At 40.7% G+C, this 24,016-nt stretch carries 18 protein-coding genes; 11 read left to right on the forward strand and 7 right to left on the reverse strand.

The features are described 5' to 3' along the window. Positions 1 to 98 precede the first annotated feature (98 nt). The gene (locus AWN68_RS16045) at positions 99 to 3,284 is read right to left on the reverse strand and encodes a beta strand repeat-containing protein (protein ID WP_068417936.1); all 3,186 of its coding nucleotides are present in this window, start codon (positions 3,282 to 3,284) and stop codon (positions 99 to 101) included. 285 nt (positions 3,285 to 3,569) lie between these two features. Continuing rightward, positions 3,570 to 6,701: a T9SS type A sorting domain-containing protein gene (locus AWN68_RS16050; RefSeq protein WP_068417938.1), complete on the reverse strand. Its 3,132-nt coding sequence runs from the start codon at positions 6,699 to 6,701 to the stop codon at positions 3,570 to 3,572. A 405-nt stretch (positions 6,702 to 7,106) separates the two neighbouring features. Between AWN68_RS16050 and AWN68_RS16055 the strand changes: the two genes are divergently transcribed. The 3 genes from AWN68_RS16055 (at position 7,107) to AWN68_RS16065 (ending at position 11,077) form a co-directional block, all read left to right on the forward strand. After that, positions 7,107 to 9,140: a M3 family metallopeptidase gene (locus AWN68_RS16055; RefSeq protein ID WP_068418549.1), complete on the forward strand. Its 2,034-nt coding sequence runs from the start codon at positions 7,107 to 7,109 to the stop codon at positions 9,138 to 9,140. Between the two features lie 220 nt (positions 9,141 to 9,360). Continuing rightward, the gene (locus AWN68_RS16060; protein WP_068417939.1) at positions 9,361 to 10,548 is read left to right on the forward strand and encodes an MFS transporter; all 1,188 of its coding nucleotides are present in this window, start codon (positions 9,361 to 9,363) and stop codon (positions 10,546 to 10,548) included. A gap of 43 nt (positions 10,549 to 10,591) precedes the next feature. After that, a complete protein-coding gene (locus AWN68_RS16065; protein WP_068417942.1) occupies positions 10,592 to 11,077 on the forward strand; it encodes an SRPBCC family protein in 486 nt (161 codons plus the stop codon). A 3-nt stretch (positions 11,078 to 11,080) separates the two neighbouring features. Here AWN68_RS16065 and AWN68_RS16070 read toward each other — a convergent pair whose 3' ends face one another. Next, on the reverse strand, positions 11,081 to 11,629 hold the full coding sequence (locus AWN68_RS16070; protein WP_245658021.1) for a peptidylprolyl isomerase: 549 nt from the start codon (positions 11,627 to 11,629) through the stop codon (positions 11,081 to 11,083). Positions 11,630 to 11,675: 46 nt separating this feature from the next. After that, positions 11,676 to 12,215, reverse strand: a complete 540-nt coding sequence (locus tag AWN68_RS16075; protein ID WP_068417944.1) for a hypothetical protein — start codon at positions 12,213 to 12,215, stop codon at positions 11,676 to 11,678. A 228-nt stretch (positions 12,216 to 12,443) separates the two neighbouring features. Here AWN68_RS16075 and AWN68_RS16080 point away from each other — a divergent pair, with 228 nt between their 5' ends. After that, on the forward strand, positions 12,444 to 13,277 hold the full coding sequence (locus AWN68_RS16080; protein ID WP_068417945.1) for a hypothetical protein: 834 nt from the start codon (positions 12,444 to 12,446) through the stop codon (positions 13,275 to 13,277). A gap of 1 nt (position 13,278) precedes the next feature. Here the strand turns inward: AWN68_RS16080 and AWN68_RS16085 are convergent, their stop codons facing one another. After that, complete coding sequence (locus tag AWN68_RS16085) at positions 13,279 to 14,412, reverse strand: DEAD/DEAH box helicase (RefSeq protein ID WP_245658022.1); 1,134 nt, start codon at positions 14,410 to 14,412, stop codon at positions 13,279 to 13,281. An 81-nt stretch (positions 14,413 to 14,493) separates the two neighbouring features. Between AWN68_RS16085 and mog the strand changes: the two genes are divergently transcribed. The 5 genes from mog to AWN68_RS16110 all read left to right on the forward strand — a co-directional run bounded on the left by mog (position 14,494) and on the right by AWN68_RS16110 (position 18,766). Next, positions 14,494 to 15,021: a molybdopterin adenylyltransferase gene (gene mog / locus AWN68_RS16090; protein WP_068417947.1), complete on the forward strand. Its 528-nt coding sequence runs from the start codon at positions 14,494 to 14,496 to the stop codon at positions 15,019 to 15,021. Between the two features lie 179 nt (positions 15,022 to 15,200). Beyond that, positions 15,201 to 15,893 (forward strand): GTP cyclohydrolase I FolE, encoded by a 693-nt coding sequence (folE, locus tag AWN68_RS16095; protein WP_068417948.1) that lies wholly within the window; start codon positions 15,201 to 15,203, stop codon positions 15,891 to 15,893. After that, positions 15,890 to 17,401, forward strand: coding sequence for a cysteine--tRNA ligase (gene cysS / locus AWN68_RS16100; RefSeq protein WP_068417951.1), 1,512 nt, complete (start codon positions 15,890 to 15,892; stop codon positions 17,399 to 17,401). The genes folE and cysS overlap by 4 nt, the downstream gene beginning before the upstream one ends. 4 nt (positions 17,402 to 17,405) lie before the next feature. Then, on the forward strand, positions 17,406 to 17,933 hold the full coding sequence (gene dcd / locus AWN68_RS16105) for a dCTP deaminase (RefSeq protein WP_068417952.1): 528 nt from the start codon (positions 17,406 to 17,408) through the stop codon (positions 17,931 to 17,933). A gap of 98 nt (positions 17,934 to 18,031) precedes the next feature. Then, entirely contained in the window at positions 18,032 to 18,766 is a 735-nt protein-coding gene (locus AWN68_RS16110; RefSeq protein ID WP_068417953.1) for a YoaK family protein, read from the forward strand. 170 nt (positions 18,767 to 18,936) lie between these two features. On the opposite strand, the gene AWN68_RS16115 is transcribed toward AWN68_RS16110, so the two are convergent. Continuing rightward, on the reverse strand, positions 18,937 to 19,485 hold the full coding sequence (locus AWN68_RS16115) for an REP-associated tyrosine transposase (protein WP_068417956.1): 549 nt from the start codon (positions 19,483 to 19,485) through the stop codon (positions 18,937 to 18,939). 309 nt (positions 19,486 to 19,794) lie between these two features. Between AWN68_RS16115 and AWN68_RS19235 the strand changes: the two genes are divergently transcribed. Then, positions 19,795 to 19,923 carry a hypothetical protein gene (locus tag AWN68_RS19235; protein WP_262501386.1) on the forward strand — a complete coding sequence of 43 codons (129 nt, stop codon included), beginning with the start codon at positions 19,795 to 19,797 and terminating at the stop codon, positions 19,921 to 19,923. 13 nt (positions 19,924 to 19,936) lie between these two features. Here the strand turns inward: AWN68_RS19235 and AWN68_RS16120 are convergent, their stop codons facing one another. Then, positions 19,937 to 21,292 (reverse strand): M28 family metallopeptidase, encoded by a 1,356-nt coding sequence (locus AWN68_RS16120; RefSeq protein ID WP_221405735.1) that lies wholly within the window; start codon positions 21,290 to 21,292, stop codon positions 19,937 to 19,939. Positions 21,293 to 21,401: 109 nt separating this feature from the next. Between AWN68_RS16120 and hrpB the strand changes: the two genes are divergently transcribed. After that, positions 21,402 to 23,885, forward strand: a complete 2,484-nt coding sequence (gene hrpB / locus AWN68_RS16125) for an ATP-dependent helicase HrpB (RefSeq protein ID WP_068418564.1) — start codon at positions 21,402 to 21,404, stop codon at positions 23,883 to 23,885. The last annotated feature ends 131 nt before the right edge of the window (positions 23,886 to 24,016 follow it).

Below are 24,016 nucleotides of genomic sequence, written 5' to 3' on the forward strand. Positions count from 1 at the left end.
GTATTTTTTTCAACTAGGAAAAACATGAGTCCCGCCTGCTTTATCTATCGAAAAAGGCATAAAATTCATTTAATCCCCATTCTATTAAAGCCGCCTGTTTATTTAACTATAATTTTGAATGACTTTTTGAAGCTTGAACCGGTTACACTTAAAACGTAATGGCCCGCCTGAACATCTTGAGGGATTTCAAATGATGTTTGTTTTGAGAGTTGAATCTTATACTCAATAACACGATGCCCAGCTATTGATAAGAGTTGAATAATTGCAGTTTCATCCATAAACTCACCTTCTGGCCTTACATTTATAGTTTGGCCTGCTAATACAGAATTGGGGTATATCAAAAAACTTGGCGTTACTAGTTGTTTCCTTTTATAAGATACACTGATTACTTCTGAATAATCAAAGGTTCCGTTAAAATCTGTTTGCTTTAACCGATAGTAAGTTCTTTCCGAAATAGGAGAATCATCTACCGCTACATAATTATTTATCTCCTCACTTGTGCCCTTCCCCGGTACATATAAAATAGGCTCAAAGTCAATCCCGTTACTCGAGCGCTCAATGGTGAAATAATCATTATCTAATTCTGATGCTGTTGACCATTGTAATTGTACTTTAGAAGCCTTGACTTCTGCCGTGAAGGATAGTAGTACAATGGGCAATCGAGTTTGCTCATCATCCATGGCATACATATCTCCAAAACCATCCCCACTGTCTATTGAAACAATATTGGTACTTGGATTTACCGTTCCTGCATTCTTCCAATCCAATACTGGCCCCATGGTCCCTTCTTTTGTTCTACGAAGGGCAGCAACCATATCAGATTCTGTTCCTACTACGTCTGTTTCCAAATATTGATATGAGGCACTAAATGTTGGCTCTGAAATGTTGTTTCCGCTTACTGTCCAGTACCTACTTATATAAGCGGTCGCTACGGTATCAGCATCATCTCCTCCGGAGGCTTTATTGGGGGCGTTCATTTGAGGATGTATCCCATCAGTGACACTGAAATCTATATACGCTCCCCCAGCTACTGAACCTCCACTTAATGTAAAATTGGTAATAGGTGAGAAATCGTTATTATCACCGATAGGAATTGAAACAGAAACGCCTGTTGCAGAATATTTTTGTCGCACTGTCCCAGAGCTATTTACTTGAATATAATTATCATCTCCTCCGCCCGACACACTTGCTCCCACCGCCAAAGTCAACGTATTTGCATCGAGTATTAGATCTCCCATGGTCAGTGTCAACTGATTATCAATAGTGACATTTCCTGCCAAAAATAAATCCTGTCCAGCCAAACTAGTATTGATTACCACATTATAGTAGTTGTTATTACCATCCGTTGTTGTTCGCAGTTGCTGATCTCCTGCCCTACTAAAAGTCACTGTATTGCCAGTAGCAGAGGCTGTGAAATTGGTAATATCGAAGTTAGATCCATCCGAATTATTCCCAGAGTAGTTGAGCGAACCACTTGACCCATTAATGAAAGTGCCCGTGCCTGTAATTCGATCAATAACTGTAAGATTCGCCAAGTTTGTATAGCTACCAGGAGAATTGATGATAATATCGGACATATCTATTGCTCCACTTCCAGAAATGCTACCACTACTGTTAGTCAAGGTATAATCACAAGAACTTCCGCTACACCCCACCCATGAGGCTCCGTTGTGCGCAATATCTCCATTAATTGTAAAGCTGGCTGTAGTGGTATTATTCCAAGCCCCACCACTTGCAACCACAATGTCATTAAAACTCTTGCCTCCAGAATTACTGTCAAATGTTAAGGTTCCACTAATTGTAGTCGTGCCCGTAGAGGTAAAATCAAGAGAATTTACTGTAAGTTCTTGGCCCGTAGCAATATCGATATCTCCAGCACTAAAACTGCCAGAGTTAAAATCATTTGTACCTCCATCAAGGTTATAGAGATTATCAACACTTAAAGTAGCCCCAGAAAGGGTAAGACTACCAGAGTTCACAGTGAGCCCTCCTGAACCATTATTAACATTAACAGTTCCTTGGGTAAGTGTAACATCACCAGTAGTTATCGTCATGTCGTCTACATCTAAGGTAGAGGAAGTGCCATTGAAGGTCATTAGTCCGCCAGTAATCAAAAAGTCTCCTGTTACGTTAATATCTCCATTATTCTGGTCGTAGATTCCATCAGACATTAAAATATCTCCAGATATATTGGCCACCGAACTTGCATTAACTGGCGTAAACTCTCCTCCTTCAATTGATATATCTTCTAGAACGGTCAAAGTAGCTGCATTAAGCTCAAGTTTAGTTCCAGTTCCAATGGTTATAGCACCATCAACATTCATAGTGGCATTAATATCGAAATTACCAGACTGTAATGTGAAGTCATTAGCAATATCGACTGTACCTCCATTGTATGGAGTTCCTGAAGACTTATTTATAATAAGATTATAATAATCACCCGAGAGGATTTCATTTGAGCTCCCGGCACTATAGGTTACCGTGTTCACAGCGGGGGATGCATCAAATGTAGAAACACTAAATGGGCCAGAGCCCTGAAGTTCAAGTGATGCGCCATTTTCATTAGTGAAAGAACCCGAACCTCTTAATTCATCTGTAACGACTACAGTAGCTGAACTAGTAATGTCCGCAGGAGAGTTAATCACGATGTCAGAAATAGTAATAGCGTTACTCCCAGAAATACTTCCTGAACTGCTCGTAAACTCATAATCGCAGCCATTCGCTGAACAACCATTAAAAGTACCATTATTGGTAAGATTGCCTGTAAAAACAAAGTCTTCACTTCCGGTATTATTCCATGTGCCAGAACCATTAATAACTATGTTTCCGAAGGTTTTATCTCCTGTACCACTGCTGAAATTAAGGGAACCATTCAAAGTGGTCGTACCTGTGATGGTTACTTTTTGACCAACTATATCAACATCCGCACCAGATGCTACATTAAAATCACCCGAGACGGAAAGCATTTTAGTTGCACCATTTCCTGTAACCTCAGCCACTCCTCCAGACATGGTTAAATTTCCATTAACCGTTAAGGTTCTATTATTAGTAGCAAAATGTAATCTACCCACAATTGTCAGGTCATCACAGGCCTCATTATTTCTTATATTAATCCGATGGCCGGAAAGAATTGTGACATCATCATTAGCATCTGGAACCCCATTGGCATCTGATCCACTCACCAATGTCCAACTTCCTGAATTCTGCCAATTACCACTAGAGGTATTGCTTTCAAATACACCTTGTGCACAAACTGGGTTGATTGTTACACCCGCAAAAAACAATAGGGAAAAGCAGAGTTTTAATATACGTGATTGTTGGCAAGCCAAAAGGCAAATAATGTTTTATAAGAGGGTTGATTCAAAAAATAAGTTTAATGAAATCAAATATCACCTCAGATTTTCAAGAATAATTAATGCATCAGACAATGAAAATGCATCAACTAAGTGGACCATTATTAAATACGCACAATAAGGCGCACTTTTTAATTATAGTGTAATTTACTATAAAAAGTGAACTTATCCGATCAATTGCTACTTAAATCAAGTAACTCGATTACCACCCCCAGTCTATTTTATAATAATTTTGAATGACTTTTTGAAGCTTGAACCTGTTACAGTTAAAACGTAATAGCCTGTCTGAACATCTTGAGGAATTTCAAATGATGCTTGATTTGAGAGTTGAAAGTTATATTCAAGAACACGATTCCCACTTATTGAGAATACCTGAATCACTGCAGTTTCATCTGTGAACTCACCTTCTGGTCTTATATTTATGGTTTGGCCTGCTAATACCGAATTGGGATATACGGTAAAATTTGGTACTCTTGCTGTTCCCGTTTTATAAGAAACGCTTTTCATTTCAGAATAATCAAAGCTTCCATTAAAATCCGTTTGTTTCAAACGATAATAACTTCTACCCGAAATGGGAGTATTATCTACCGCTACATAATTATTAGTTTCCTCACTAGTCCCCTTCCCTGGTATATATAAAATAGGTTCAAATTCAGCCCCATTGCTTGAACGTTCAATGGTGAAAAAATCATTATCTATTTCTGAAGCAGTAGACCATTTTAAGAGAACAGTTGATTTGTATACATCAGCCGTGAAGGATAGCAGCACAATCGGCAATCGAGTCTGCTCATCGTCCATGGCATACATATCTCCAAAGCCATCTCCGCTATCCATTGAAACAGTGTTCGTGCTTGGGTTTACGGTGCCTGCATTTTTCCAATCTAGCACTGGCCCCATTGTCCCTTCTTTTGTTCTACGCAAGGCTGCAACCATATTTGATTCTGTTCCCGTTACATCATCATCTATATATTTATAAGTGGCGCTGAACTCTGGACCTGTAATACCACTTCCACTCACCGTCCAGTACCTACTGATATAAGCAGTGGCCACAGTATCCGCATCATCTCCGCCAGAGGCCTTATTGGGGGCGTTCATTTGAGGATGTACTGCATCAGTTACGCTAAAATCTATATACGCCCCCCCACTTACTGAACCTCCACTCAAAGTGAAACTGGTAATGGGTGAATAATTGTTAACATCCCCGATAGGAAGAAATATTGCCCCACCTGTGCCTGAGTAGTATTTTCTAACCACTCCAGAACTGTTTCGCCTTATGTAATCGGTAGCGCTTCCTCCTGTAATACTAGCACTTGAACCAAGTTCCAAATTATAGTTATTGAGTAGTGGATCTCCGGCAATAATATTCAAGGTACCATTCACCCTTATATTACTCGCCAATTGTAATCGCTGATAATCCCCTGTGCCTGTAAAATTGACTGTAACATTGTAATAACCATTGGTTGTAGCTTTCCATCTTTGACTTGAAGAGGCGGCTCCGTACACTACGGTATTTCCAGTAGCCGAAGCCGTGAAATTTGAAATAGTGAAATTTGAGCCTCCGCTGTTATCGCCTTGATACCTTAGCGTACCTGTGGCACCATTAATAAATGTGCCCGTTCCGTTTAATGTTCCACCTACCGTTAAGTCCGTATTATTGGTATAGCTAGCGGGACTATTGATCAAGATATCTCGAATGGATAGAGCTTCAGAGCCACCTATGGTGCCTGAAGACTTTGTGAGCGAATAAATACTGCTTCCATAACTAGGGTTGGTAAATGATCCATTGTTGGTTATATCGCCTGAAACAGTAAAATTATTAGGTTGAGTAACTGCCCATGAACCACCAGAGTTTACCAGAATAGAATTAAAGTTTTTAGCACTTCCTGATGAGTTAAAAGTTATGGTACCATTTACTGTTGTGGCTCCTGTTACAGTGGTTGGAATATTTCCAAGAACAAGTTCTTTGCCAGCAGCCACCGAAATCGATCCAGCAGAAAAAGTCCCTGCACTAAAATTGGTAGTGCCGTTTACCAAAGAAAACAGACCACCAACCGACAATGTTGCCGAAGCATTATTTACAATTAAATTACTGGTTCCATTTAAGGTAAAACCACCTGTGGTTGTTATGGCGCCACTACCGAAGGTAATGGCAGCGTTATTCATGGTAAAAGAACCTGCATCTAAGGTAGATGAAGCTCCATTAAACAAAAATTCAGTACCAGTAATATTCACATTGCCAGTAACATTGACATCCCCATTATTATGGTCATACTGACCTCCTGTACCCAGAAAATCTCCACCAATATTCACCACTGCCGAGCCATTATCTGGGGTAAACTCGCCTCCTTCTAAAACCAAATTATTCCCTATAGTGAGCGTAACTGCGTTTACTTGGAGTATACCAGACTTCACCGTCAAATTGTTTGATACAGTTAAGCTACTGCCAAAACTTAAGGAACCACTCGATTTATTAAGAACTAGGTTATAATAATTACCAGAAAAAGCAGTTGGATTGCCGTAACCTGTATAAGTAATTGTATTCCCAGTAGCCGAAGCATTAAATGTACTTACCGTAAAAGGACCACTATTCTGAAGTTCCAATTGTCCTCCAGCTCCATTAGTAAAACTTCCTGTGCCTGACATTGATGACAGAACCTGAAGGTTTCCGTTGTTAGTATAACTTGCTGGAGAATTTAGAATCAAGCTATTAAAGCTAAGAACGCTACTCCCACCAAAGGTTCCAGATGTACTAGTAAAATCAAAGGTTGTCCCATATGAAGTGCCCGTAAACGTACCATTATTGATCAAATCCCCATTAAAGGTGTATGCATCTGCTCCAGAACAAGTCATTGAACCACCCACATTGATAGTGACATTACCAAAATTTCGAGGTTTGGCACTATAACCAGAAATCGCCAAAGTTCCATTAATAGTAGAAGCTCCTTGGATTTCAAATTTAATAGCCCCAACGGAAAGGGTGTTGCCACTGCCAACATTTAACGTACCCTCCACTATAAATTCATGTGAATTACTATACCCTGTGATTGACGAACTAGCTGTCACAGTTACATTTCCACCCAGTGTAAGGGCCCTATTACTATTAAAGGCGATGGTTCCTCCATTAAAGGTCAGGTTATTTCCATCTTCATTATTCGAAATAGTAACTGTATGACCGGACTGAATAGTCACATTATCATTGGAGTCTGGTACTCCATTTGGGTCAGAACCACTGACCAAATCCCATGTAGATTTAGACTTCCAGTCTCCAGAACCTTTAGAAACAAAGGTTCCCTGAGCAGCCAGATAAAATGGAGCTAAGAAAAGAAGGATGAAAGTAATAAGCCTCATTAAAGACAAATAATAAATAGTTAACGCTTAATCTCTTATATACGAAAACACCTTGGAGTCGGATTAATTATCAAGGATATTTTCTTGTCTGAAACGTTCTTTTCCTTAAGCGCAGCAAAGGTATTACTCTTATATTGATTTACACCCTACCCAGTTAACTAATTTAATAATATTCTATTTTTCAATATATTAATATATTAAGAAAAAACCCAATCTTCAATAGACCTAAAATTCAATCGCTTAATCAAAAAAGACAGTAGCTATAAATAAAATACTATACCTCCCCTCTAAAACACTGTCATATTTCACTCTCCAAAACCATTGTAAAATTTTTTACGGAATTAGAAAAGCTTCTATTTTGAGTTGGTTAATATTGCAGTGTTCGAACAGATAAAAAGAATTCAGATGAATCCACTTATTGAAAAAAACAGCAGTCCTTTTCAAACTCCTTATTTTTCACAAATCAAAAATGAGCATTATCAGCCCGCTATTGTGGCGTTGATTAATCAAGCAAAGCTTGAAATTGATGCCATAAACAACCTGAGTGAAGCCCCTAGTTTTAAGAATACAATAGAAGCCTTAGAATTTTCGGGAAAGCAACTAGACAGGACCACTTCTATCTTCTTCAATTTGAACTCTGCCGAAACTAGTGATGAGATGCAGGCGATTGCAAGAGATATATCCCCGCTTTTAACTGAGTTCTCTAACGACATTCTTTTAAACGAAACTCTCTTCAAAAAAGTAAAATCTGTTTATGATGCTGCGGATAGATCCAAGCTCACTCCTGAACAGATCACTTTACTTGATAAAACTTACAAAGGCTTTGTACGAAATGGAGCACTTTTAAACGATGAACAAAAACAAAAACTCCGCAATATTGATGTAGAGCTTTCTAAACTATCTCTTCAGTTCGGAGAACACGTGTTGGCTGAAACCAACAAATACGCTTTAGTGATAGAAAATGAAGCTGACTTGAAAGGTTTGCCTGACTATGCTATTGAACAAGCGGCTCAAGACGCAATTGACAAAGGGCACGAAGGTAAATGGGTGATTACCTTAGATTACCCAAGCTATATTCCTTTTATGACGTATGCCGCCAACAGAGCATTGAGAAAAAAGCTAAGCATAGACTTCTCTTCCAAAGCCTTCAAAGGAGATGAGTTAGACAACCAAGAAACGGTTAAGGAAATTGTTAAATTAAGGAATGACCGTGCAAAACTTTTAGGTTATAAAACCCATGCCGACTTCGTATTGGAAGAGCGCATGGCGGAGTCGCCCAAAAAAGTGCTTGATTTCTTAGATGAAATTCAGAAACACGGAATTGATGCGGCTAAAAATGACGTAAAAGAGGTAGAGGAATTCGCCAAAAAACTAGACGGCATTGACAAATTAGAACGTTGGGACTTCGGTTACTATTCTGAGAAACTGAAAATGGAGAAATACAGCATTGACGATGAAATGCTCAAACCCTATTTCAAGCTTGAAAATGTAGTGGATGGTGTTTTCCAAACTGCGCAAAAACTCTTCGGCCTTACATTTAAGAAGAATGACGAAATAGAAGTATACCATCCTGATGTAACAGCCTACGAAGTGAAAAACGAAAAAGGCGAACATATGGCAGTTTTCTATGCCGATTTCTTCCCTCGTCCTGGCAAACGCGCAGGCGCTTGGATGACCCTTTTCGCTGGCCAATACAAAGATGAAAAAGGCGATCACCGCCCCTTAATTTCTAATGTATGCAATTTCACCAAACCCGGAAAAAGTAAACCTTCGCTTCTTACGTTTGACGAAGTCACTACGCTTTTCCATGAATTCGGTCATGCACTACATGGAATACTCTCCAATGTACAGTACGAAAGTCTTTCAGGCCCAAGCGTCTATTGGGATTTTGTGGAGCTTCCATCTCAGATTTTAGAAAACTGGTGTTACGAAAAGGAATGCTTAGATCTTTTCGCAAAGCATTACGAAACAGGAGAAACCATTCCAGAGTCACTGGTGGAGAAAATAAAGGAAAGTGCCAACTTCCTAGAAGGTTATCAAACCCTACGTCAGTTAGGTTTGGGTAAGCTCGATATGGCTTGGCACGGACAAGACAACTCTAACATTACCAGTGTTTCTGATTTTGAGCGTAGTGTTCTCAAGAATACTGAAGTGCTCTCTCCTATTGAAGGAACGAATATGAGTTGCTCGTTCAGTCATATTTTCCAAGGCGGTTACTCAGCGGGTTACTACAGTTACAAATGGGCCGAAGTGTTAGACGCAGACGCCTTTGAGTATTTCAAAGAGAACGGCATTTTCAATAAAGAAGTAGCCAACAAGTTCAAAGACAACATCCTATCTAAAGGAGGTTCGGAACACCCTATGACTTTGTACAAAAGGTTTAGAGGACAAGAACCTGATGTAAAAGCACTTTTAAGAAGAGCAGGTTTACTGAATTGAACCATCTATAGGGCGCTTGACTTATCAGGCGCCCTATCAAATACTAACTAGGTAAGCGTTGATTAATGCTATATCATGTGTTATTTTCGCTTCAAATCAATGCTCAAAATCATGATTAAACAAATGAGTTAATTCAGAAGATTATCGAGAAGATATAACCCAAATTTACTGGAGCAATGTACCTTTACTCAATCTATTCATACAACCGACCCCATTAATTTTGACTTTACAAGTTCCAAAACGGGTGCTTCCCACCATTGTATTTGCCCAATTTGCAGGCACATCGCTTTGGTTTGCAGGTAATGCGATCCTAAAAGAACTCCAACTGGAATGGCAATTGCCCGCGGATGCTTTAGCCACAGTCACTTCATCTGTGCAGCTAGGGTTTATCTTGGGCACCTTTATTTTCGCTTTGCTCTCAATTGCAGACCGCTTTAGGCCCTCGCTCGTTTTTCTAGCATGCGCCCTTTTGGGAAGTGCGCTCAATGTTTCCTTAATCTTCTTACCCCCTAGCTACTTTTTTTTGCTTTCGGCTCGTTTCTTTACTGGAATTTTCATTGCAGGGATTTACCCTGTAGGGATGAAAATCGCCTCTGATTGGTTTGAAGGTAAACTGGGCAAAGCACTTGGCTATTTGGTGGGCGCCTTGGTATTGGGTTCTGCATTTCCGCATTTATTAAATTATACGGGCAGCAGCCTTTCTTGGAAATTCGTTTTGATCGGCACTTCCATTTTAGCAGTTCTTGGTGGTTTAGCAATGGTCTTCTTTGTGGGGGAAGGCCCTCACCGCAGAAGGGGCGCTAAATTCAACCCCGCTAAGATTTTCGAAGTATTTAAAGTACATGAATTTAGATCTGCTGCCTTTGGCTATTTTGGTCATATGTGGGAATTATACACCTTTTGGGCTTTTCTGCCTGTAGTACTGGTGTATTACAACGAAACGCACAGCACAAGCCTCCACCCTAGTTTATACACCTTTATCATTATGGCTGTGGGCGCCATCAGCTGCGTTCTAGGCGGTTTTATTTCCGTGAAAAAAGGAAGTGCTAAAGTAGCCTTCACGTTCCTATTGATTTCTGGAATACTCTGCTTGATTTCGCCACTCTTTTTCAATTTGAGTGAACCAATTTTCGTTACCGTTCTCTTAGTTTGGGGCTTTGCTGTTATTGGAGATTCTGCTCAATTCTCATCGCTCACAGTCCAAACCGCACCGAAAGAATCTGTCGGTACTGCAATTACCATTGTAGTGAGTATTGGTTTTCTACTGACCATTCCAAGCATTCAACTTTTAGGCTATTTGGCCACAGTCATCGATACCAAATGGTTGTTGTTCACTTTGTTTATTGGGCCTCTCTTTGGCTTAATCCATACGTGGAAGTTGGTAAAGAAAAATATGTCAAAGGCTTAAAACACTTCGCTACCCAAAACAGTTGATACCCAAATCTTAATTAATGGTATCGCTGAAAAGTCATTCTGGAATTTACACACTCAAAACCGAACAAGAACTGCCTATCGATCTAAAAACTGCATGGGATTTCTTTTCTTCCCCCAATAACTTAGAGAAAATAACACCAAAGCACATGGGGTTTGAAATCACCTCAGGACAAGCAAAAAGCATGTACCCAGGCCAAATCATTACCTATAAGGTCTCCCCATTTCCGGGTATAAAATCTAATTGGGTAACGGAAATCACACATGTAAATCACCTCAATTCATTTGTAGATGAGCAGCGCTTTGGCCCTTATGCCATGTGGCACCATGAGCACATTTTCGAGACCTCTCTCAATGGAGTAAGAATGATCGATAAAGTATCGTACAAACTCCCTTTTGGTATATTAGGAAGAATGGTTCACCCCTTTTTAGTGAAAGGAAAGCTCATGAAAATCTTCACGCACCGTTATAAAATCTTGGAGAAAATGTTTCCTGCCAAACAGTAGAAATTACTTGCCTTTGACTGGCATGGTATATCCCTCTGCTTCAATTTGAGCGGCTGTCATTTGTACAACGCTAACATCCAACTTGATAGGAACCAAAGGTGCATTGGTAGAATCCTTTTCTACCTTAACAATTTGATCAACTACATCCATTCCTTTAAACACTTGGCCGTAAATGGTATAATCTCCATCTAAGCGAGGTAAACCCTTCTCATTCTGAACGATATAGAACTGACAGGTAGCCGAAATTTTACCCGGATTACCATCTCTTCCCGCTCCAAAAGCACCATAAACATGTTTGGCAATTGGATCAAATTCAGGTTCTAAAAGGTGGGTTGAATAAGCAAAACCTTCGGGCGTATCTGGGCAACCGCCTTGTGCTACAAAATTTTCAATGACACGGTTGAAAGTATAGTCGTTCCAATACCCCTCTTCGGCCAGTTCAATAAAAGCTTCTTTGTGGTTTGGGGTTTCATCATAAAGCCAAATCAGAATATCGCCTTTATCGGTTTTAATTTGCCCTACTGGGTAAGTTGTTTCTGGGGTACAGCTCATAACTATAGCTATGAGCAAAAAGCAAAAAAGATTTTTCATATTTATATTAACTTCCAGTATGTATCCATTCGTATTTTCCAGCATTCCAAACTATCAAGTTAGACGCACCCTCGCTTTGAGCTACTGAAATTGCAATATTACTCAACTTAATTTCTTCAGAACTATCAATATCTCCGTTTTCCGTGAAAGTCGTTTTGTAAGCCCATTTCCCTCGGTACAGCTTCCAAACTTTCATCCATTTATAATCATCTCCCCCACTCCCAAAGTTGCTACCAGCACCTAAAAGATGTGTATCTAAAGTCTTACCATGAATGATTAAAATTCCTATTTTATCTGTTTCTTTATCTATAACACGTAATGCTAAATCAAGATAGCCATCACCATTAAAATCAGCTTCTAAGAAGAATGGATTTAATCCGCTATCGACAAAAAATGATTTTTCAATTTTCACTTCTTCAAGTGCTAAATCAAAATCCTCAGGTAAATTTTCCCACAATTCGGGTTTTGTGAACACAATGCTTTGAGCATTAGAGTACGACACACTAATAGTCAATAGGAAAACAAAACACAATATACCCTTTCTCATAAGTGCTTACATTTAACTTCGAATCTATGAAAAAAAATTCTGTATATCTTGTGTTTAGACCACTAACCTTCCGTGTGATTCTAACAAAATAGTTTTCATATTGTATGGGTTAACTAGTAATCTTTTAGACCTCGTCATAGTACATTTGGAGAGTCAATTTATGAATATGTTAAGAGAAATTCGTAGGTTGTAAAGGCCAAATTTCAACCATAATTAGACTTCTGAACCATGATCATCAATAAATTCCCTGGAACCCACATCACGGCAGAATTACTTAACCCAAAGCACTCCAATTTCTGTGCTGTATTCTACGAAACGCCTCCGCTTCAACCCGAAGTAGTAATGGGCTCTGTAAATGCAGGCACTTCTTATACCGGTTCATTATTCGAAATGGGGCAAGAAGGCATGACCGGAGCTTTTTATGGCATCCTCAGTGTACAGCAGAATTTTGTAGGGAAACATCCTTATCAGAAAATCCATAAGACCCTTCATCGCCTTGCTGAAGGCAAAGAGACTACTTATATCGATGACTTCGATAGTGATTTTGGGGTGCAGTTTGCGCTTATTCAAAAACCACCCGTAGACACGGCTTGCATCGATTTTGACGGTACGGTTTTCATCGATGTATTCAAGGATCATTTGCGTCCTTACCAAATTGACGCCAATTATGCCATGATCTATGTGGTGCCTCCCCTAGCGGATTTGTACAGCACTCCAAACGATTTCCTGAACGCCATTGAAGACACTGCGGAAAACATCGTTCGGGCAGTAATGAACTACAACAAGAATTTTACATTGGAGAGCAGCCCAAATAGCCTAAACCTCAAGCCGATCAATACGATTCGAGTGTGTTTGTTCAGCGCAGGCTATTTTAACTCGTTCCAGATCTCACACGATCAAATCGCTGCTTACATCTATCACGGAATAGCAAGTCAACTGCATAGCGCAGAAACTTACATCACCAACGTGCAGTTCGAAAACAACTACCACGAGGTAATGGCCACTGGCCTGAAGTCAGAAACTCAGGATTTCAGTGTTTTAAGAAAGTTAATGGCAGAATGAACTAGCTCAGCTCTTTGATCTTGATTTTCAATTCCTTTTCAATTTCAAAGATTCTTTGCTTTTCCTTTTCAGAAATAAACAAGATCGAAGTTCCTTTTAAACCAGCACGACCAGTTCTTCCGCTACGGTGGGTGTAATATTCAATTTGCTGAGGAAGTTGATAGTGCAATACAAAGCTTAAGCCTTTCACATCAATACCACGGGCTGCAATATCGGTTGCTACTAAAATCTCGATCTTTTCACTTTTAAACATACGCATTACCTTATCACGGTCGCGTTGCCCCATATCACCTTCAATTACATCTATAGCAATATTTTTGGCCAATAACTGCTTGGTAAGAATTCTTGCCGCGTTTTTAGTCTGGCAGAAAATCATTCCGCGTTCATCTTTGTGATACGACAAGAAATGATTGATTTCCTGCACCTTATCTTTTGAGTGACAAACCACATATTCGTGGCTGATGTTGGCATTTACGCCAGCACTTCTTCCTACTTCAATTTTCTGGGCATTAGGTCTTAAGAATTTCGAAATGATCTCTCTAATTCCATCAGGCATGGTAGCCGAAAACAACCAAATGGTACGCTCGGCAGGAACAAAATCCAAAATACTGTACATGTCCGGCTTAAAGCCCATGCTCAACATTTCGTCTGCTTCGTCCATTACCACATACTTCACTTGAGAAATATCAATTACTTCTCTTTTGATCAAATCCATTAAACGACCAGGAGTCGCCACAACGATATGAGTAGGTCTTTTCAAACGTTGAATTTGAACTTGCATATCAGCACCACCATAAACCGCCTCGATAAATATCTTATCGGTGTACTTGGTGAATTTGAACAATTGCTTTGCGATTTGTTGACACAATTCACGTGTGGGTGCTAAAATCAAACCTTGGATGGCCTCTTTCTTTGTGTCAATTTTCTGAAGCAAAGGCAAGCCAAAAGCTGCCGTTTTTCCAGTTCCTGTTTGTGCCTGACCAATAAAATCGGTGTTCTGTTGAAGGAGAATTGGGATGGAAAGCGATTGAACCTGAGATGGTTCAAGGATATTCATTTCGCTTAAGCCTTTGATTAAATCTTTAGATATGCCGAGTTCGGAAAATGTAGTCACTGTGTCTTTTATTTTTTGCAACTGCAAAGGTAGAACGAATACTTCGCATTAAAGCATTGGATTCTTCTTTCAACCTGACTTATTTGCAGTAAAATAAGGAGCATGGAAGTAAAAATAGGAATAATCACAGTATCGGATCGGGCGAGTAAAGGAACTTACGAAGACCTCTCTGGCCCTGCCATTATTGAAACCCTCAACGAATACCTCGTTTCAAAGTGGGAGCCTATCTACCATGTAATTCCAGATGAGCAACATTTAATTGAAAGCACCATCAAACAAATGGCCGATAAAGAAGGCTGTTGTTTAATTGTAACCACAGGCGGAACAGGCCCCGCTCCTCGTGATGTAACCCCAGAAGCCACCGAGGCAGTTTGCCATAAAATGATGCCGGGCTTTGGTGAGCTGATGCGACAAGAAAGTTTGAAATACGTGCCTACGGCTATTTTATCAAGGCAAACCGCAGGAATCAGAGGGAAATCGCTGGTGGTGAATTTACCGGGAAAACCTAAGTCCATAAGAGAATGTCTGGATGCCGTTTTTCCTGCCATCCCCTATTGTATTGATTTAATTGGTGGGGCCTTTATTGAAACCAAGCCCGAAGTAATGCTGGTTTTCAGACCAAAACAGTAATCTGAAAGCGATTGTAAACAGCTTTTGAACTACATAGGGCAATACCATGTTTATGGGCTGCAATAGGCATTAATCATTTTTGAAAACCCGTTTCAAAAGCCAGTCAATTAATTGTACTTTTGCACAACTTTTCTGCTTACGGGCAGTATAAACGATTCATTGTTTTAGGTAACCAGTTAATGAAAAATAAAAACGGTAAAAGTTCAGAGGATTTGTTGAAGCAAATTGAAGAGATGGGTGACGATCACATGATGTCCTCTATTGAAACACCGATGCGCGAAGGCGCTTTTGATTTATCAGACGAAGAGAAAATCGCCATTATTCAAGGCCACTTCGAGAAAATCATGCACACCTTAGGCTTAGACTTGACTGACGATAGTTTAAGTGGCACACCAAAACGCGTAGCCAAGCTTTACGTAAAGGAGCTTTTTAAGGGCTTAAAGCCAGAAAACAAACCTTCACTTTCTACTTTTCAAAATAAGTATGAGTACAGTGAAATGCTTGTTGAAAAGAACATCACCCTTTACTCCAACTGTGAGCATCACTTCTTACCTATTGTTGGTAAAGCACACGTTGCTTACATTCCCAATGGAAAAGTAATTGGCCTTTCTAAAATCAACAGAATCGTAGATTATTACTCAAGAAGACCACAGGTTCAAGAGCGTTTGGCCATTCAAATTCTTGATGAAATGAAACGTGCTTTGAACACCGAAGATGTAGCGGTATATATAGATGCCGAGCACATGTGTGTAAGCTCTAGAGGCGTATCAGATCAATCTTCATCTACGGTTACTGTAGAATACAGCGGTAAATTCAAGGAAGAAGAAACCAAAAGAGAATTTTTAACCTACGTGAACGACAAGCTTAAATGAGCCTGATTGAACAATACCCAATTTCAGTATACAACTCTCTCACAAAACAAAAAGAGGTTTTCAAGCCCCTTGTAGAAGACCGAGTAGGTATGTATGTATGTGGACCGACCGTGTATAGCGATGTCCATTTGGGTAATGTTCGCACCTTCCTTTCTTTCGATATTGTTTTCAGGTACCTCAAGTTTTTAGGATACAAAGTGCGCTATGTGCGTAACATCACCGATGTGGGTCACCTCGTAGGCGATGCCGATGAAGGAGAAGATAAAATTGCTAAAAAAGCACGTTTAGAAGAAATTGAACCGATGGAAGTGGTGCAGAAATACACCAATGGCTTCCATGATGTCATGCAGCTTTTCAATATTCAAGCGCCTTCTATTGAACCTACGGCCACCGGCCACTTAATAGAGCAAATTGAATTTATTAAGAAGATCATTGAAAATGGCTTTGCCTATGAAAAGGACGGTTCAGTCTATTTCAATGTAAGAAAATACAACGAGGCACATCAGTACGGAGAGCTTTCGGGCAGAAACGTTGATGACATGCTTTCGAACACCCGAACCTTGGCGGGCCAAGATCAAAAAGCCGATCCATTGGATTTCGCTTTATGGAAAAAGGCTGAAGCAGGACACTTAATGCACTGGCCATCGCCATGGAGCGAAGGTTTCCCTGGTTGGCATTTGGAATGCTCTGCCATGAGTACAAAATACTTGGGTCAGTCCTTCGATATTCACGGAGGAGGAATGGATTTGAAATTCCCTCACCACGAAGCGGAGATTGCCCAAAACAAAGGATGTCACCATGCTGGAGGCGCCAATTATTGGATTCATGCCAATATGCTTACCGTAAATGGTCGTAAAATGGCCAAAAGCGAGGGCAATGGTTTTACTCCAGAAGAACTGGTCACAGGAAATCACAAGCTTTTGGAACGCGGTTATAGCCCTATGACGGTACGTTTCTTTATGCTCCAAAGCCATTATGCAAGCACGCTGGACTTCAGTAACGAAGCCTTACAAGCTGCAGAGAAAGGCTTTAGGCGTTTGATGGCCAGCGTGCAGCTGATCGACAAACTTCCTGCTGCTGGAACTGGAAAGGTTTCTCAAGAGAAATCGGAAGAGCTGAAAGGCTTTATCGACCAAGCCATGCAAGACTTGAGCGATGACTTCAATACTGCTAAAGCGATTGCTTCATTGTTTGAAATTAGTTCTAAAGTCAATACTTACTATCAGAACCCTTCGGAACTGGCAGAGATTGATGCTGAAGCTTTTGACTTTGCGACTACGAAATTCAAGGCCATTATCAACGATGTGCTAGGTTTGGTTTCTGAAACCGAAAATGCGGCTCAAAACAATGTTTTAGAAGGCGCAATGGAGGTTTTGATCAACTTAAGAAAAGAGGCAAAGTTTTCTAAAGACTATGCGCTTTCAGATAAAATTAGAGATGACCTCAAAACTGTGGGCATTCAATTAAAAGACGAAAAAGGAGGCGAAACCTCTTTTACCATAGACTAAGCATATGATTCTTTCAGGAAGGGAAATTCAAAGAGAAATGGGCAAAGGCATCAATATTGAGCCTTTCAATCCATCTCAGCTGAACCCAAACAGTTATAACCTAAAGTTGCATCAGGAGCTACTCACCTATTCGAATACCGAATTGGACATGAAGCAGCCCAACCCAACGGAAAAGTTGACCATTCCTGAAGAAGGATTGCTCTTAGAAACCAACAAGCTTTACTTGGGCCGTACAGTGGAGCACACTGAGACTTCTAAGTTTGTACCCATGCTGGAAGGCCGTTCTTCTATCGGACGCTTAGGCTTGTTTATTCACGTCACTGCTGGCTTTGGCGATGTAGGCTTCAACGGTTTCTGGACATTGGAGATTTTCTGTGTGCAGCCCATCAGAATTTACGCTGGAGTAGAAATTTGTCAGATTTTCTACCATACCATTGAAGGCGATTACGACATGTACAAAGAAGGCAAATACCAGAACAACCAAGGCATTCAGCCGAGTTTACTCTATAAGGATTTCGAAAGAAAGGCTTAATATTTTTTATTAATCTTCATCATCCCAATCCCTAATTATAAATAGCGAGGCGTATATAAAAGTAAGTATATAGGTTAAATTAAGTCCGTTTCAATCCTATGTTTAGACATCAAGGAAAAAGAAGAACGTTTAAGAATAACTTACGGATTGCGATCGTACTTTCCTTTGTGGCGGGTATTGTAAACCTAGCGGGCTTTCTAGCCATACACCAGCTCACCACCAATGTAACAGGGCATTTTGCTCTTTTCATCAACGATATACTTGAGTTTGAATACTGGAAAGGCCTCGCCTACTTTCTTTATACCGTTTCCTTCCTCTTCGGTTCTTTTACTTCAAGCTTGTTGATTGAGTGGGCCATGAAGACCAAGAAACTCAACATTTTCATTTTACCTACATTACTTGAATCCGCAATTTTACTGCTGGTTGTTTTATTCAATGACTTATCAGTATTGGAGTCGCCAAATACAATAGCCTGCCTGCTACTTTTTGCTATGGGGGTGCAGAACTCATTCGTTACTAAAATTTCGAATGCCGTAGTAAGAACCACTCACCTGACAGGGCTTTTCACCGATTTGGGCATCGAATTGTCCCAGCTGTTTTTTCTCAAAAAAACAACCAGAAGAAGCGGCATTGTCTCCACCATTAAATTGAGGATTTACATCATCACCTTTTTCTTTTTAGGAGGCATCTTTGGAGGCTTTCTTTATATGAAAATCCAGTTGAACGTGCTGATCATAGCGGCCGTGATTCTATTAACTGGACTGATTTACGATGACATGAGACATAGATTCTTACTGGCCAAACGGAAGTACCTCCACAAAAAGATGGTGTGAGACAGGCATGCATCTAATTCGTTTTAAGTGCTCCTCAAAATAGGCAAGCATCAGTTACCGTAGTGGATAACTAAACCTCAGAAGTTTACTAGTTCGCACTTGCAGTGCGGATTGGTCTTATATTCTTCACTTACTTTTGAGAATTCAGTGTTGGCTGGTCTTTAGATATATCAAATTATAAACTCAATATTCAACATGCCCTCCTTTCCTGCATATTGTCGAGCGGATGAATATATGTAATGATCAGGCTCGTCTACGATGTGTTCAGAAACTGGATTATTGTGAATGTAGACTAATTTTTGAGATACCATTTCGCCAGTCAGTAATTCTCTGGGATGGAAACCATCTTGCCATAATTTATAGGACTTACCTCTTACTCTACGTTGGGCTTCGAATCTAAACTTGTTCAACATCCATTCTCTTCTACTTTCATTGATGGCCTGAATTTCCTTGATCAATGCCTTGGCAGTAAAGGTTTTGAAATCACGGATAATATCAGGGAGTTTTGTTTCATGAGTGGTACTCACAATCAAATGGATATGACTGGTCATAATGACAAAGGCATGTACATTTAAACCTTTGTTTTCTATACAGTATTGAAGTGATTTAATCAGTATGTCCTTGTACTCTGGCCTTGTAAATAGGTCTACCCAACCTATGACTGTACAGGTGATGAAATATACTCCTTCGGAATTATTGACTTTGTATTTTCGGGACATAACGAATTTTGAACTAAACTAATTTAAGTATTTTTAAAAATAGTTCAATAAATAAAGCTCAAAAGCCCGGCTAGTTCGCGTCTTTAGTGCGGCCTAACCTTTCTTTATCCTTAAAGAAAATGCATTAAAAAAGCATGACAAGATAGGCACGCACAACATGTGCGCGCCAGTTACGGCCGTAGAGCTTACTAGTTCGCACTTGCAGTGCGGACTGGTCTTATCCCCCCTTCTCAACGCATAACCTCATAAAAAAACCAGCCCTGTTTCCAAAGCTGGTTTTCTGCTATGTTTCTAATCAATCCACTTCAAATGCATAACAAAATAGGTACTCGCCAAAGGCAAGCACCAGTTACTCCAGTTACCGCAGTGGGAGTACCTCCACAAAAAGATGTCGTAAAAAAAGGCTCATCCGCAAATGCGAATGAGCCCTTTTTATGAATTTCCTTTCAGCTTATCTTAAACCACTTGGGTCAACCCTTGTTGGCGTTTGTGCACCAGAGATCATTCCTTCAGCGGCTTTAGCAATGGCTTTAATCGTGTTAGTCATATGCGCCATATCCAATGTACTTACTTCATCAGTAGCTTTGTGGTAGTCCTCATCAATATCGATTTGCGTAGTACTGATAGAGTGTGCTGGCACGCCCAATCTCGCCAATGTAGCATTGTCAGATCTGTAGAATAAGTTCTGAGTTGGATAAGGATCTGGGTAGAAAGTATATTCCGTTCCTTCCACTGCATCTTGTAATAATTTACCAAAGCTAGACTTCTCAAAACCTGTAATCCAAGCGGTGTTTGGTCCTTCTTTCGCACCCTTTCCAATCATTTCAATATTGAACATCGCTACAATTTCATCTGGATTCAATTGCTCAGAGAAATGTCTTGAACCATATCCACCGCTTTCTTCAGCCGTAAAGGCTACAAATACGATGGTTCTTTCTGGCTTCTTGCCCGATGCGGCAAAGTACTTCGCCAATTCAATCACCGCTGTAGTTCCAGAAGCATCGTCATTAGCACCGTTGAAAAGGTTATCGCCTTCCATTCCCTCGCGAACACCTATATGATCATAATGCGCTCCAAAAAGAACAATTTCGTTGGCCCTGTTTCCTGAAATCTTACCTGTTACGTTAGAAAGGCTCTGGGCCGTTACAGCATTTTGAACTTCAATATCAACAGACGTTACTGCTGTCAAATTAGAGATTACCATTACCGTAGCATTGTCTGGGTCTAAAGCAACCACTCTGCTTCCACGTGATGAAAAGCCTTTATATCGTTCGAATAAATCCTTGTGGGCTGAATTCACCAACACCAAGTTCTTCCCTGTTCCTCTTCTGATTTCGTTGTAAGCGGTTTGAAAATTATCATCCGCACCAATCGTTCTTACGTTCAGGTCGGCAACATTAGTCCAATCAAAGCCTTCAGAATTCGACATGGCCATCATATCAGCCGCATCAACAGCTTTTCCATTCAAAGAAGCTGACATGCTTTCTGGTGCAATCGAGTAAATATCAAACTGCTGATCGTAGCTGGTCATTCCTTCTAAATACTCTAAACCTGCTTTCTTAAATTCTTCCTGAATAAATTGAGAGGCTTTTTCAATTCCCGGAGTAAAGATCATTCGACCTCCCATATCATCGGAAGCCAATGTGGTGACAACTCTTGTTACCTCATCCTGAGTGATCTCGTAGGGAGTTTGGCAACTCGTAATGCTTAACGAGGAAGCAATAAAAAATGTGATAAGCGATAAAATGGGCTTTTTCATGGTGTAATAATCAATTTGTTTGTGGTGTGAATTTAGAATAATTTTCATCAATTATCGCTACCGCTGATGTCATTCAAAGCTTTTGCCCCAAAGGGTTTTAAGCTAAACAAAAGCATCTTAATTTTGCTTGCTCATCTACCCCATAACAAAACAGGCTTTGTCTTTCGATCCGCATTCCGTTCAGCTTCCCGTTACCGAAATCATTGACGATGTTCGCCAACACCTGAGCCAAGGAAATACACTGATCGTAAACGCTCCTCCTGGAGCTGGGAAAAGCACACTGCTTCCCCTCGCCTTGCTGAATGAGCCGTGGCTAGAAGGAAAGAAGATCTTGATGCTAGAGCCACGAAGATTGGCCGCCAGAACCATTGCCGAACGTCTCTCCCACTTTTTAGAAGAGCCTGTGGGCCAAACAGTCGGTTTCAGAATTCGGTTTGAAAACAGAACTTCTGAAAACACCAAAATAGAAGTACTTACAGAAGGAATTCTCACTCGAATGATTCAAAACGATAATGCTTTGGAGAATGTGGGCTTGGTGATTTTCGATGAATTTCACGAACGCAGCATCCATGCCGATATCGCCTTGGCGCTCTGCCGAGAAGCCCAACAAGTTTTGCGCAGCGATTTGAGAATTATGATCATGTCGGCCACGCTGAATATGCCGCAATTAACTTCGCTATTGAAAGCGCCTGCCATAGTTAGTAAAGGCAAGCAATATCCAGTTGAAGTGCGTTACGAAAACGACATTGATGAATTTTCAATGGCCGAACTCTGCGCCAGAACCGTAATAAAAGCGGCAAAAAACAACGAAGGCGACATTCTGGTTTTCTTGCCCGGCCAGCGGGAAATCCATACCGCCAACGAAATTTTAAGGAGAGAACTACGAGGATTCTCCATCCACATGCTCTACGGTTCGCTGCCGCAAAGGCAACAAGCCGCAGCCATTTTACCCGACAGAAATGGAAATCGAAAGGTAGTGTTGGCCACCTCCATTGCCGAAACCAGTTTGACCATTGAAGGTGTTAAAGTGGTGGTGGATAGTGGTTTTGGACGTACCTCTAAATTCGACCCCAACTCTGGCTTGTCTCGATTAGAAACCGTTCGTATTTCAAGAGATTCAGCCGACCAACGGGCAGGAAGGGCTGGTCGATTAAGCCCGGGGGTTTGTTATCGCATGTGGTCTACGGTAACCCAGCAACGATTAACCGAGCATATCACTCCAGAAATTCTTGAAGCGGATTTGGCCTCTTTGGTACTCGATATGTCGCAGTGGGGCATAACCGATGTGCAGCAAATGACTTGGCTCACTCCTCCTCCAAAAGGGCCTTTAGCGCAAGCCACCGATTTATTGCATCAGTTAGAAGCATTAGAAAACGGTAGAATCACAGCGCATGGAAAGAAAATGCTTCGTTTGCCCTGTCATCCGCGAATTGCACACATGCTGCTAATGGCCGAAGAAGACAATCAATTAGAATTGGCCACTGATATTGCGGCTTTATTAGAAGAAAGAGATCCGCTGGGTCGAGAAGCAGGCATTGACATCAACACTAGAATTGAAGCGCTGAGAATCCACAGAAGAGAAAACCGCGACAATCGGAAAATGGGACGGATCGAAAAAATTGCAGAGCAGTATCGCAGTCTTTTCAATATTCAACCCAACAATAGCAGTGTAGACCCTTTTGAAACAGGCGTGCTGATTACCCGTGCATATCCCGAAAGAATTGCTTTTGCGCGTCCTGGAAACAATGCCCAATTCCAACTTTCCAATGGCCGCTATGCCATGGCAGGTCACCGTGAGGATTTGGCCGATGAGCCTTGGTTGGCCATTTGCCATATTGATGCCCGTGAAGGCATGGGCAAAATCTTTATGGCTTCTCCTTTGAACCCACGCGATTTAGCGCCTTTGGTAAAAGAAACGGAAGTCATTACTTGGGATACTAGTGAAGGTGGACTGATTGCCACCAAAGATTTACGCATCGGTAGCATCGTATTGCAAAGCAAACCTCTGCCCTCTCCAGACGAAAGTCATAGGGTGGCTGCCATTTCTGAAGCATTAAAAAAGGAAGGTGAGCAACTTCTAGATTTTAGCGAAGATGTTCAGCAATGGCAAAACAGAACTCTTAGTTTGAGGAAGTGGAATCCTCAAGATCAATGGCCAGAAGTAAGCAGCTCAAGCCTGTTACAAACCAATGCTGAATGGTTGAGTCCGTATTTAATCAAAGTCAAACGGCCTGAAGATTTAAAGAAAATCAACCTAAAGGAAGTGTTGCAACACAGCCTCACTTTTGAACAACAGCAACAGTTAGACAAACAGGCCCCAACGCACATCAGCGTCCCCAGCGGCTCTAAAGTGAAACTGATGTACCGCGACAATGCCGAAGCACCTGTATTGGCCGTTCGCATTCAGGAAGTATTTGGTTTGGCCGAAACACCAAAAGTAAATGAAGGCAAACAATCCATTTTGCTGCACCTACTCTCCCCTGGTTTTAAACCGGTTCAAATCACTTCGGATTTAAAGAGCTTTTGGTCTGATGCCTATTTTGAAGTGAAGAAAGAACTCAAAAGGCGATATCCTAAACACGTTTGGCCCGATGACCCATGGAATGAACCCGCGATTAGTGGTGTGAAAAAGAAGTATTGAGGGTACAGGTTTTTTAAGAATAAATCTAAAATTAACATAAAACAACCCACCTAAATCAGTTCATAAGCTGATATAAGTCATAGTGTACACTATGATTTCACACAACTTTTGTATTCGACAATAAAACCAAA

This window comes from Roseivirga echinicomitans (assembly GCF_001592935.1).
Lineage (GTDB): Bacteria > Bacteroidota > Bacteroidia > Cytophagales > Cyclobacteriaceae > Roseivirga > Roseivirga echinicomitans.

What these genes read in the sequence shown, in the direction of transcription:
- AWN68_RS16050 (WP_068417938.1), bottom strand. Translation starts at nt 6,701, where the DNA reads ATGAGGCTTATTACTTTCATCCTTCTTTTCTTAGCTCCATTTTATCTG.
- AWN68_RS16055 (WP_068418549.1), top strand. Translation starts at nt 7,107, where the DNA reads ATGAATCCACTTATTGAAAAAAACAGCAGTCCTTTTCAAACTCCTTAT.
- AWN68_RS16065 (WP_068417942.1), top strand. Translation starts at nt 10,592, where the DNA reads ATGGTATCGCTGAAAAGTCATTCTGGAATTTACACACTCAAAACCGAA.
- AWN68_RS16070 (WP_245658021.1), bottom strand. Translation starts at nt 11,629, where the DNA reads ATGAGCTGTACCCCAGAAACAACTTACCCAGTAGGGCAAATTAAAACC.
- AWN68_RS16075 (WP_068417944.1), bottom strand. Translation starts at nt 12,215, where the DNA reads ATGAGAAAGGGTATATTGTGTTTTGTTTTCCTATTGACTATTAGTGTG.
- AWN68_RS16080 (WP_068417945.1), top strand. Translation starts at nt 12,444, where the DNA reads ATGATCATCAATAAATTCCCTGGAACCCACATCACGGCAGAATTACTT.
- mog (WP_068417947.1), top strand. Translation starts at nt 14,494, where the DNA reads ATGGAAGTAAAAATAGGAATAATCACAGTATCGGATCGGGCGAGTAAA.
- folE (WP_068417948.1), top strand. Translation starts at nt 15,201, where the DNA reads ATGAAAAATAAAAACGGTAAAAGTTCAGAGGATTTGTTGAAGCAAATT.
- cysS (WP_068417951.1), top strand. Translation starts at nt 15,890, where the DNA reads ATGAGCCTGATTGAACAATACCCAATTTCAGTATACAACTCTCTCACA.
- dcd (WP_068417952.1), top strand. Translation starts at nt 17,406, where the DNA reads ATGATTCTTTCAGGAAGGGAAATTCAAAGAGAAATGGGCAAAGGCATC.
- AWN68_RS16110 (WP_068417953.1), top strand. Translation starts at nt 18,032, where the DNA reads ATGTTTAGACATCAAGGAAAAAGAAGAACGTTTAAGAATAACTTACGG.
- AWN68_RS16115 (WP_068417956.1), bottom strand. Translation starts at nt 19,485, where the DNA reads ATGTCCCGAAAATACAAAGTCAATAATTCCGAAGGAGTATATTTCATC.
- AWN68_RS19235 (WP_262501386.1), top strand. Translation starts at nt 19,795, where the DNA reads ATGCATAACAAAATAGGTACTCGCCAAAGGCAAGCACCAGTTACTCCA.
- AWN68_RS16120 (WP_221405735.1), bottom strand. Translation starts at nt 21,292, where the DNA reads ATGAAAATTATTCTAAATTCACACCACAAACAAATTGATTATTACACC.